This is a genomic window from Microcystis sp. LEGE 00066 (assembly GCF_015207925.1).
Classification (GTDB): domain Bacteria; phylum Cyanobacteriota; class Cyanobacteriia; order Cyanobacteriales; family Microcystaceae; genus Microcystis; species Microcystis ichthyoblabe_A.
In genome coordinates, this window is sequence record NZ_JADEVX010000158.1 from 1 (window position 1) to 10,221 (window position 10,221).

The window sequence follows — 10,221 nt, forward strand, 5'->3', positions numbered from 1 at the left end:
TTTCAGCTGCGCTGGGAATTGTCACCTGTCGGGGATTTTCCAGGGGTTTAGTGGAGACTGGGGGAGAATTGTTTTCTGGGGGTTTAACTTCCGAGGTGGGGGAAGGTTTAATTTCCGGGGACGGGGAAGGAGTGGGAACCGAATTAACCGCTACTGCATCCATCTGTTCTAATTCCACCACATACACTTCGTTAACGGTTTGGGAACCCTGGGGAATAGCCTCAAAGTCAATTTTGCCCTTAATGACGATTTCTTCGCCTTGACGGGGTAATTTATTGCTATTGGTGCGAATCCAAATCTTGCCGGAACCATCCTGCAAAAGATAGGCTCCTCCCGCTAAAAAAGGGGCATAATTGCTCACAGTTCCCCTAAGATAAACTAAAGCACCTTTTGGTTTTTCCTGTAATTGCTCGATCGCTGTTAGGGGAGGATCACCGATGTAGGGAACGGCAATACCGAGGTCAGCAAGGGTACTACAACCGAATAACCCTAGCAATAACAATAAACTGCTGATGCGCCCTAGACGAGTCTGGATAGACATTCTTGCTTTAACCTTAACGAGTGCGATTAGCCAATCTTTTTGACCATAGAATGGATCCGAAAGATTTTTGTTCTCGGTATTATCATAGAATGTCCGTAACTACTTGCCAAATTCTCGACGGGAAAGCCTTAGCTCAAAAAATCCAGCTTGGTCTAGGAGAGCGCATCCAGACGCTAAAATCTCCAATGGGAAGACCTCCGGGGTTAGCGGTGTTGATGGTGGGGGATAATCCTGCTAGTGCCGTTTATGTACGCAATAAGGAGAAAGCTTGTACTAAAATCGGCATGGCCTCTTTTGGTCGTCATTTTCCTACCGATACAAGTGAACTAGAAATTTTAGCGGAAATTGTCCGTCTCAATCAAGATGAGCGGGTGGACGGGATTTTAATTCAATTACCCTTACCCAAGCATTTAGATGCGGTTTCCCTTCTCTACCAAATTGACCCGAAAAAAGATGCTGATGGTTTACATCCTCTCAATTTAGGCGGTTTAGTGCGGGGTGAGGACTGTATCCGCAGTTGTACTCCTGCGGGGGTCATGGCACTGCTGAAAGAATATAATATTTCCATAGCCGGTAAGCACGCGGTGGTGCTGGGTCGCAGTATTCTAGTAGGGAAACCTTTAGCTTTAATGTTATTGGAGGAAAACGCCACGGTGACTATTGCTCACTCGCGCACGGAAAATCTGGCAGAAATAACCAGAAGTGCTGATATTTTAGTACCTGCGGTCGGTAAAGCGAATTTAATCACCCCGGATATGGTAAAACCTGGTGCGGTAGTGGTGGATGTGGGTATTAATCGCGTCGCTGACCGTTTGGTGGGCGATGTGGACTATGCTGGAGTGTTAGAAGTGGCTAGTTATCTTACTCCTGTACCGGGTGGTGTCGGTCCGATGACAGTGGCAATGTTATTAAAAAATACCTTGTTAAGTTACGAACGCAAGTTATAAATCCTCAGCTACCAGCTATCAGCTATTCAGTGATTCGGCTCTCTTGGATTCGGTAGGTAAAATCTATTCTAAAATACAGTCCTGCTGGTGAGTGCATGGAACGAACCACAAAGACACAAAGGACACAAAGATTGATCACTTCTATATAAGTTAAACTTATCACACAAAGAACAAGAGAGCCGTAATTCTACCGATACAATCCTTGATTTTTTTTTAACTATGTTGGTAGAATTTGACAAAACTGGATAGACTAGGAGCTTTTCGGTCATGATCTTTATTATCCCGATTATTCTTGGTGCGGCGGCCTTAGTTACTGCTGGTGTGGGTGTTAGTGCTGGTGCTGATGGTGTCTCTAAGCTACAAAAGGCGGAAAAAATTGGCAAAAGTGCCGAACAAAGATACAAAAAAGCCAATAAATCCCTAGAAAAAAAGTTTCAAGCTACCCAAAAATTCGCGGAAGAATACGGTCAACTGCAAATTAATGTCAAAATCAACACTATCGGCAGATTTGTTAAGTTTGTTCGACGAATTGATCAAAGAAATAGTCAAAGACTTGGTCAAAATTCTTCCCCATCCCATCAACGCTTCTTAGAAGGGTTTGAGGGATTTTCTGCCGAACAATTCAAGGAATATAAAGCAGAAGTTTTGGACGCGCAAAGTTTGGCTGTGGGGGGTTTAAAAGTAGTGGGAGTCGCCTCGGCAGCCAGTCAGGGAACCCTAGGATTAATTGGTCTTTTCGGTACTGCTAGTACAGGAACAGCAATTAGTGGACTTAGTGGGGCAGCCGCTTGGAATGCTACCTTAGCATGGTTAGGAGGTGGTTCTTTAGCTGCTGGTGGTGGTGGTATGGCTTTGGGAACAGTGGTTTTAGGAGGTATTACCGTCGGACCTGCTTTAATGATTGGTGGTTTTGTCTTAGGAGGAGAAGGGAAAAAGGCCCTAAGTAAAGCTATCGAATACGCCAAGAAAGTGGATAATAAAATAGATCAATTAGATAAAAGTAAGAGTTTTTTAGGACAAGTTCAGCGCAGAATTAAGGAGTTACAATACCTGGTTAATAGTCTGAATAGTAGAGCTATTCAGAGTTTAAATGAACTGGAGTCACGAGCTAATTTTAATCTCCATCTAGAGGAAGATGCAACCAAGTTTCGGGAGCTGCTACTTTTAATTAAAGCTTCATCGGAAATCATGAAACTACCTATTCTAGACGAAAAGGGAAAATTAACCAAAGCAACGGAAAATCTCGAAGAAAACTACCGCCATCTCTTAGAAAACTAATAATTATTCTTGAAAATCTATGAATGTTATCAATTGGTGAATAGCTCTTTATCCTCTGGTGATAATCAAAAACTTGCCTTAACTTTAGAAGAAATTATCATCTTATTTTGCTCTATTTCTTTAAAAATTTCAGTCAATTATCGACGGTAAAAGCCGCGTTAAAAGATGCTAGTCAGTATTGGAAATTTCAATTAATTATCTGTTAATATCTAAGGAGAAATATGACTCTAGAACTGCATAATTTTATCTGGGAAGAAGAACGTTTAGTGCAGGTGGAAACCCAACCCCATCACATCGCAGGGGTACTAACGGTAATTCAGGAAACCATGAATGATTCCGATTGCGAATGGGAGGATGTTTATTCCGCTTATTACGAGTGCGAAGATGACGGTACAATCACTTTTTATGAGGGAGAAAGTGCCGAGGAAGATAATCCGGGTATCTGGACTTATGTGGTTTATGAATGTGCCGCAGGAGAAGAAACAGTGATGACTAATGTTAATATCAATACCTTTGCTCCTCTCTTGCAATTACAACAATTAGCGGGGATTTAAAGACTACAAAAATCTTGAGTTATAGGTTTGTTAAAGTAGTTATCTTAACGATGAGGTACGAAGTTTTCGTTTTAGGGATTCGGTCGCCGGTCGTGGGTCGTCGATACAAAATTAGGTCATACTCCATATTTATGAGAAAGGCTGTATATCAATACAAAAAAAGGTGGGACTTGCCCACCTTTATCACTAAACTATTGTCCTTTCTCCACTGCTGCCACCATCAATAAAGTCTTGAGGACAGAATCAGGATTAAGACTGATGGAATCGATGCCTAATTCCACTAAAAATTGAGCGAATTCGGGGTAATCACTGGGAGCTTGACCACAGATACCGATTTTGCGATTATGGGCTTTAGCGGTTTCAATAGCCATTTTCACCATGCGTTTAACTCCCTCATTCCGTTCATCAAAAAGATGGGCAACTAGGGCAGAATCCCGATCTAATCCTAAGGTTAATTGGGTCAAATCATTAGAACCGATCGAAAATCCGTCAAACACCTGAGCAAATTGGTCGGCAAGAATTACATTACTTGGTAACTCACACATCACATAAACTTGCAAACCATTAACCCCGCGTTCGAGACCATTTTTCGCCATTTCTTCAAGGACTCTCATCCCTTCTTCGGGGGTACGACAGAAAGGAATCATCGGAATCACATTAGTTAATCCCATTTCTTCCCGGACCATTTTCAGCGCCCGACATTCCAAAGCGAAAGCCTCGCGATAATTAGGATCAGTATAACGGGAAGCGCCGCGCCAACCGATCATCGGGTTTTCTTCCTTGGGTTCAAAGGGTTTGCCACCCAATAAATTAGCGTATTCATTGGATTTAAAATCGGACATCCGCACAATTACATCTTTGGGGTAGAATGCGGCTGCAATCATGGCAATTCCCCGGGCTAATTTATCGACGAAAAATTGGGGTTTATCCTCGTAGTGTTTGGTTAATTCGGCGATTTGGTCTTTTACGTCCCCTTCTTCCAGTTCGTGGAATTTCAGCAAGGCGCTGGGGTGGGCCTGAATATGGTTAGCGATAATGAATTCTAGACGCGCTAAACCGACCCCTTGGGCAGGAATATCGGCAAAAGCGAAGGCTTTTTCAGGATTACCGATATTCATGAGGATTTTTGTCCGAGTTTGGGGCAAATTGTCCAGGGGAGTTTCAAGAATTTCAAAGGGTAGCAATCCGAGGTAAACTTTCCCTTCATCCCCTTCCGCACAGCAAACGGTGACTTCCTGACCGGTTTTAATCGTTTCCGTGGCATTATTGCAACCCACGATCGCCGGAATACCCATTTCTCGCGCGATAATAGCGGCATGGCAAGTACGACCACCTTGATTAGTCACGATCGCGCTTGCTTGTTTCATAATCGGTTCCCAGTCGGGATCCGTGCGATTGGTGACGAGAACTTCTCCCGGTTTAAAGTTGTTGATTTTATCTACACTGAGGATGACTCTGGCTTTTCCTTGACCGATTGCCGCACCTACACTCCGTCCCACCGCTAAAACTTGACTTCTTTCTTTAATTTCGTAGGATTTAAGGATATTAGCTGCTTTTTGGGATTGTACGGTTTCTGGGCGCGCCTGAACGATAAAGAGTTCTCCCGTGATCCCATCTTTTGCCCATTCGATGTCCATGGGGGTGTAGGTTCCGCGCACTTGCGAGTAATGTTCCTCGATTTGGGTCGTCCAACGGGCTAAAGTGAGGATTTCTTGGTCACTAATGCAGAATTGATCCTGTTCTAGCTTGTTAACTCGGATATTCTTGGTTAGACGCGATCCTCCATCATCGTAGATCATTTTGATCGCTTTACTGCCGAGGCGTTTGTCGAGGATGGGTTTGTAACCGTTTTTAAGAGTGGGTTTAAAAACTAGATATTCGTCGGGGTTAACGGCACCTTGCACGACATTTTCCCCTAAACCGTAGGCTGCCGTGATTAAAGCGGCATTTTTGAACCCTGTTTCCGTATCGATGGAAAACATCACCCCGGAGGTGGCTAGATCTGAGCGCACCATTTTTTGGACACCGACGGAAAGGGCGACGGCAAAGTGATCGAAACCGTTATGATGACGGTAGGAAATAGCGCGATCGGTGAATAAAGAGGCAAAACATTTATGACAAGCTTCTAAAACTCCCCTCACTCCCTGCACGTTGAGATAGGTTTCCTGTTGTCCAGCAAAACTCGCTTCTGGTAAGTCTTCGGCAGTGGCGCTCGATCGAACGGCCACATCGATGGAATGATAGAGATCATCGCCATAACGTTCACAGAGTCGGCGATAGGCAATAGCGATCGCATGACTTAAATCATCGGGGAACGGTGTATTGAGGATTAATGTGCGTGCTTGTTTACCTTTTTCCTGCAAGTTCTGCACATCGTTTTCGTCTAAATCTTGGAAAATTTGTCTTAATTGTGCGTCTAGTCCGGCTTTTTCGACAAAGTGACGGTAAGCGTAAGCGGTGGTGGCGAATCCTGTGGGGACATTAATCCCTTTCGGGGTTAATTGTTGGATCATTTCGCCTAAGGAGGAGTTTTTGCCACCGACTAATCCCACATCTTTGCTATCTACTTCTTCAAACCACAGAATTAATGCTTGTTCTCTAGAGGTTCTCGCAACATCTTGTAATAGCATCATAAGTATTTTTACCTCTGTACTCTATACTTTCAGTTTAGCGACATACCATCTTCAAAAATCCTTGAGTTTGATATTTATTTACAAAACTCTACAATAGCCAACTCAGCCACGCTTACCCTATCTCTAAAGGGTTTAATTGTCTAGGTATTTAACACAAAAATTAACAAATTAATCAGGAGTCTCAACAGTAACTTTACTCAATGATAGCCTTAGTTATCTCAAAATAGTTACAGCAGTTATCTCAATGGTGAGATAGGAAGTTTTCTTTTTGGGGAGTCGGTCGTCAGCAGTCAGGAGTCAATACTAAATTAGGTTATACTTTTTTATGAGAAGGGCTGTAATTTAGCAATACGTCACCTTCAGTTTTAGGCATTTTCCAGGTCTGATAATAGTTCTTCTTCTGTTAAGTGAATTATCCCCACGCCAAAATCGGTCAATCTCAATAAAAAATTAACCCTATCCACTCCTAATAAATTGGCAGCCATACCCGATGAAATAAGTAGCTGGTTATAATTAAATTAAAAATGGATTTTAGGTTCGATCCCCCCTTAATCCCCCCTTATTAAGGGGGGCATCTGATAATTTTTAACGCCTACCTACTTAGGTTTCATCTCAAAGAGTTTTACTACCATAGATCAGGTTGCTTCTCTCTCGAATTACTCTCGTGTTTTTTGAAGAAAATCGGGTAAATTTTCAGGATAATTTATGGTGAGTTGTAAAGTCATATCTCCTGCTATATTTATCTCATTTTTCTAGGTTGGATTTCGCCTAGTTTAGCTTAACCCAACCTAGATTTATTTATAGTTGTGTGATGGTGACATCAACAGTTTTAACCGTAGTTCCCAAACTGGATAAGGGAGGTTGAATTTCCTGTTCATTACCCACTACTAGAGTCACAATTTGATTCGGTTGTAGATATTGTTGGGCCACTCGTTGAATATCGGCAATTGTCACCCCTTTTACCGCTTGTTGATAACGGAAGATAAAATCTTGGGGATAACCATAGTATTCATAGGTCATCAATCGCGATAAATTTTGAGCAGGTTTCTCAAACTTAAAAACAAAAGAATTGAGAATAGAATTTTTAGCATCTGCCAATTCTTTTGCGGTTACGGGTTGATTGCGAAGGCGCTCGATTTCGCCTAAAATTGCCTTAATAAAAGGTACGGTAGCATCGGTGCGAGTTTGACCTCCGGCAATAAATAAACCGGGATAATCATAACGACTATTCCAGACACCATAGACAGAATAAGCTAATCCTTGACGGGAGCGCACTTCATTAAATAAACGACCACCAAAACCGCTTAAAATCTCATTTAATACCGTTAAAGCGGGATAGTCAGGACTATCCAAACGACCCCCAAGATGGCCTAATAAAACCGTACTCTGGGTTAATTGGGGTTGATTGACAACAAAGACACCTTGAAGATTTTTTTGGGTTGCCGAAGGGGTGAGAATTTTAGGGGCAGTGGCGGGATTTTTCCAATCGCCAAAAGTCTTATTGATTAATGCTTTCATCGAGGGAGAATCAAAATCACCGACAATTCCTAAAATTATTTGGTCGGGACGGACATAGGTGCGATAAAAATCGATTAAATCCTGACGGTCAATATTAGCTAAAGTGCTATATTCTACAGTACGAGCGTAGGGACTATTATCACCATAGACTAGCTTTTTAAACTCCCGACTAGCAATATCACTGGGATCATCATTACGTCGGGCAATTGCTCCTTTTTTCTGAACTTTGGCTAATTCCACTCTCTGATTTTCAAAAGCTGGGGAACGCAAAACCTCAGCAAAGAGATTAAAAACGGTTTCTAAATCTTCACTAAGAGCGCTAAAACTAGCAGTTCCAGCATTAAGATCGATCGAGGTTTCTACTAGGGATGCTCTTTGTTCTAATAACTGATTTAAGACATTAGAAGGATGTTTTTCCGTGCCACCACTACGCAGCACGGTTCCAGTAATATCGGCTAATCCGACTTTTTCCCCGGATTCTAATCTTCCTCCCGTCCGAATCATCGCCGTACCACTTACTAAAGGTAAGCTCCGATCCTCCACTAAATAAACCACCATCCCATTATCTAGTTGATAGCGCTCGTATTGGGGAACTGTAACTTCAGGAAGGGGAGGAAAAGTTAAATCGGTAAAATGTCGCGGGGTTTGGGCAATTGCCGGGGAACGAAAAGCGAGGACACCTATCAGGGTGAGCAGGATTAAACCTAGCCATTGTAAGCGTTTTTTCATGATTTGAGTCGAAATTATTGAGAGGAATAGATAAGAGGGAACAAAAGGCAAACCTGGCCGCTTTTTGCTTTTTACGGTAGTCCTCAAGAAGTAATGATGATAGAATAGTCGCTAAAAATCAAGTGTCTCTCCGCCATGCCTAATTGTCCAAAATTGCCTACGGATCGGGGAGATATAGTATTTTATCCATCACTATAATTCCTCTTTGGATTTATCATTACTTGTTTAGCACCACCAATTTCAATCAGATTCTTGAGTATTTTTCGTTCCCCCTCCAAACCCATTCTAAACTAGAGGTCGGCATTGCTGCTTTGGCAGCGTCCTGAGCATTCAAACTCTCGAACTAGCTTCGCCAATTCAAAAATGAAACGCATCAACCTCAGGACCCTTTTGCATGAGTGCCTCTTGCCGTTCGGCTGTCCTGATATGTAGCATCTGCTCAACGGATTGAGTATAATAGGTCCCAATCCCAGTGATATGTGTTACCATTCGGGGTAAATTCAAGCGATCTCCAGACACCTATGAGCAAGGTTCTCGTGTTGAATGCCTCCTACGAACCGCTAAATATTACCAGTTGGCGGCGTGCGATCGTTTTATTATTGAAAGGAAAAGCTGAATCCCTAGAACATAACGGAAAAGTGGTTTGTCGTGACTTACCCCTACCTTCCGTTATCCGTCTTAGGCAATATGTCCGTGTTCCCTACAAGGAAATTCCTTTAACCCGTCGTAATATTCTCGAACGAGATCATCACACCTGTCAATACTGTCTCTACCGAGGTGAACAATTAACCATCGATCATGTGATTCCCCGTTCTCGCGGAGGGGGTGACACTTGGGAAAATTTAGTGGCGGCTTGTGTGCGTTGTAATGTGCATAAGGGCAATCGTACACCAAAAGAGGCCAATATGTCCCTACGCGCCCAGCCGCGTCGTCCCTACAGCAGTCTCCACTTTGAGCTATTAAAGCACACCAGGGGGAATCACAATCACGAATGGCGTAAATATGTCATCGGTATTTAGGGTGAAAAAGGCATGGTGAAACCAAGACCAAAATTGATTCCCATGCCATTATTATTAGTCTGGGTGCGAGGATTGGCAACTCCCGTGCCTAGATAAACCGAACAACCGCGACAGGGGGAATTGACTCGGTAGCGCACCGCCATGGGATCATTGGGATCGGTGATGGTTACTCCCTGATGGTTTAAATCTTTAATTAGATTGGTGACGGGTTTGAAAAAATCGGCGCTGGGGGGTTGACTTGGTGGCAGTTCTAGGGTTTGTTCTTGGGAAGCAAGAACGATTTCTGAGGTGATAACTAGCAGTAGAGAGGTGGTTAAGCTAAATAAACCCAGATTATTTTTGATTTTCATCTTTTTTCTTACCGAAAGATTGTTAATTTTTTCTCTGAAAATTCTAGCGTTTCCTCGCTGGAAAGGACACTAATCAGTAAAAAAATTTAGGCTCTTCGGGAATTGTTATGCAAATAATTAACTTAAAATAAAATTCGATGAGAGTACCTACGCCTAAAAGTAGCTGAAATCTATACAGGGAGACACTTACGGCACAAACAAGTTAATATCAAAAGATAGACAATCGAGTTAAGATTTGATATAATAGCCAAAAACCAGAGTATTTTACTTATGATACTTGACAAATTTTTGAACCTAAAAGGAACGTCTATTCAAGGCTATCTACACCTAGAAAATATCGGTATAGTTTGCCAAATCGAATCGAAAAATCAAAAAGCAATCTGTCCTCGTTGTGGGTTAGAGAGCGATAAACTCCACCAAAATCATCGACATTTAGTCAAAGATTTACCAATCTCAGGTCAACCAGTGTACCTACAGGTTAATCGTCGTCAATTTAAGTGCGATAATTGTCGAAAACCCTTTAGTGAAGAGTTAGATTTTGTCGCCAAGAAACGAACCTATACGAAAAGACTAGCCGAGAATATACTCGAACAATTAAAAGAAGGAGATATTTTAAATGTTAGCCGAAGAAATGACGTAACGGAAGAAGAGA

The 10,221-nt window shown here is 42.4% G+C and carries 9 protein-coding genes and 1 pseudogene; 5 read left to right on the plus strand and 5 right to left on the minus strand.

The annotated features are described in order from the left end of the window. A partial coding sequence (locus IQ224_RS18075) for an OB-fold nucleic acid binding domain protein (protein ID WP_194033302.1) occupies positions 1-541 on the minus strand: 541 nt, incomplete at its 3' end. Between the two features lie 89 nt (positions 542-630). Between IQ224_RS18075 and folD the strand changes: the two genes are divergently transcribed. The 3 genes from folD to IQ224_RS18090 all read left to right on the plus strand — a co-directional run bounded on the left by folD (position 631) and on the right by IQ224_RS18090 (position 3,320). After that, positions 631-1,488, plus strand: coding sequence for a bifunctional methylenetetrahydrofolate dehydrogenase/methenyltetrahydrofolate cyclohydrolase FolD (gene folD, locus IQ224_RS18080; protein ID WP_002748060.1), 858 nt, complete (start codon positions 631-633; stop codon positions 1,486-1,488). Between the two features lie 267 nt (positions 1,489-1,755). Then, positions 1,756-2,766, plus strand: coding sequence for a hypothetical protein (locus tag IQ224_RS18085; protein ID WP_194033303.1), 1,011 nt, complete (start codon positions 1,756-1,758; stop codon positions 2,764-2,766). Positions 2,767-2,987: 221 nt separating this feature from the next. Then, positions 2,988-3,320, plus strand: a complete 333-nt coding sequence (locus tag IQ224_RS18090; protein WP_002748057.1) for a hypothetical protein — start codon at positions 2,988-2,990, stop codon at positions 3,318-3,320. Between the two features lie 191 nt (positions 3,321-3,511). Here the strand turns inward: IQ224_RS18090 and ppsA are convergent, their stop codons facing one another. From ppsA to IQ224_RS18105, 3 genes and pseudogenes are all read right to left on the minus strand, one after another. After that, positions 3,512-5,953: a phosphoenolpyruvate synthase gene (gene ppsA, locus IQ224_RS18095; RefSeq protein WP_036402690.1), complete on the minus strand. Its 2,442-nt coding sequence runs from the start codon at positions 5,951-5,953 to the stop codon at positions 3,512-3,514. 365 nt (positions 5,954-6,318) lie between these two features. Next, positions 6,319-6,450 (minus strand): annotated as a pseudogene (locus IQ224_RS18100) (UPF0175 family protein); the annotation flags it as partial. Positions 6,451-6,751: 301 nt separating this feature from the next. Next, positions 6,752-8,200, minus strand: a complete 1,449-nt coding sequence (locus IQ224_RS18105; RefSeq protein WP_194033304.1) for a pitrilysin family protein — start codon at positions 8,198-8,200, stop codon at positions 6,752-6,754. A gap of 521 nt (positions 8,201-8,721) precedes the next feature. On the opposite strand from IQ224_RS18105, the gene IQ224_RS18110 reads away from it, so the two are divergent. Beyond that, entirely contained in the window at positions 8,722-9,219 is a 498-nt protein-coding gene (locus tag IQ224_RS18110) for an HNH endonuclease (RefSeq protein ID WP_002785544.1), read from the plus strand. Here IQ224_RS18110 and IQ224_RS18115 read toward each other — a convergent pair. Next, positions 9,216-9,569, minus strand: coding sequence for a hypothetical protein (locus IQ224_RS18115; protein WP_194033305.1), 354 nt, complete (start codon positions 9,567-9,569; stop codon positions 9,216-9,218). The genes IQ224_RS18110 and IQ224_RS18115 overlap by 4 nt on opposite strands. A 270-nt stretch (positions 9,570-9,839) precedes the next feature. Between IQ224_RS18115 and IQ224_RS18120 the strand changes: the two genes are divergently transcribed. After that, a partial coding sequence (locus IQ224_RS18120; protein ID WP_194033130.1) for a transposase family protein occupies positions 9,840-10,221 on the plus strand: 382 nt, incomplete at its 3' end.

Coding starts and splice junctions, on each gene's coding strand:
- folD (WP_002748060.1), top strand. CDS start 631: ATGTCCGTAACTACTTGCCAAATTCTCGACGGGAAAGCCTTAGCTCAA.
- IQ224_RS18085 (WP_194033303.1), top strand. CDS start 1,756: ATGATCTTTATTATCCCGATTATTCTTGGTGCGGCGGCCTTAGTTACT.
- IQ224_RS18090 (WP_002748057.1), top strand. CDS start 2,988: ATGACTCTAGAACTGCATAATTTTATCTGGGAAGAAGAACGTTTAGTG.
- ppsA (WP_036402690.1), bottom strand. CDS start 5,953: ATGATGCTATTACAAGATGTTGCGAGAACCTCTAGAGAACAAGCATTA.
- IQ224_RS18105 (WP_194033304.1), bottom strand. CDS start 8,200: ATGAAAAAACGCTTACAATGGCTAGGTTTAATCCTGCTCACCCTGATA.
- IQ224_RS18110 (WP_002785544.1), top strand. CDS start 8,722: ATGAGCAAGGTTCTCGTGTTGAATGCCTCCTACGAACCGCTAAATATT.
- IQ224_RS18115 (WP_194033305.1), bottom strand. CDS start 9,569: ATGAAAATCAAAAATAATCTGGGTTTATTTAGCTTAACCACCTCTCTA.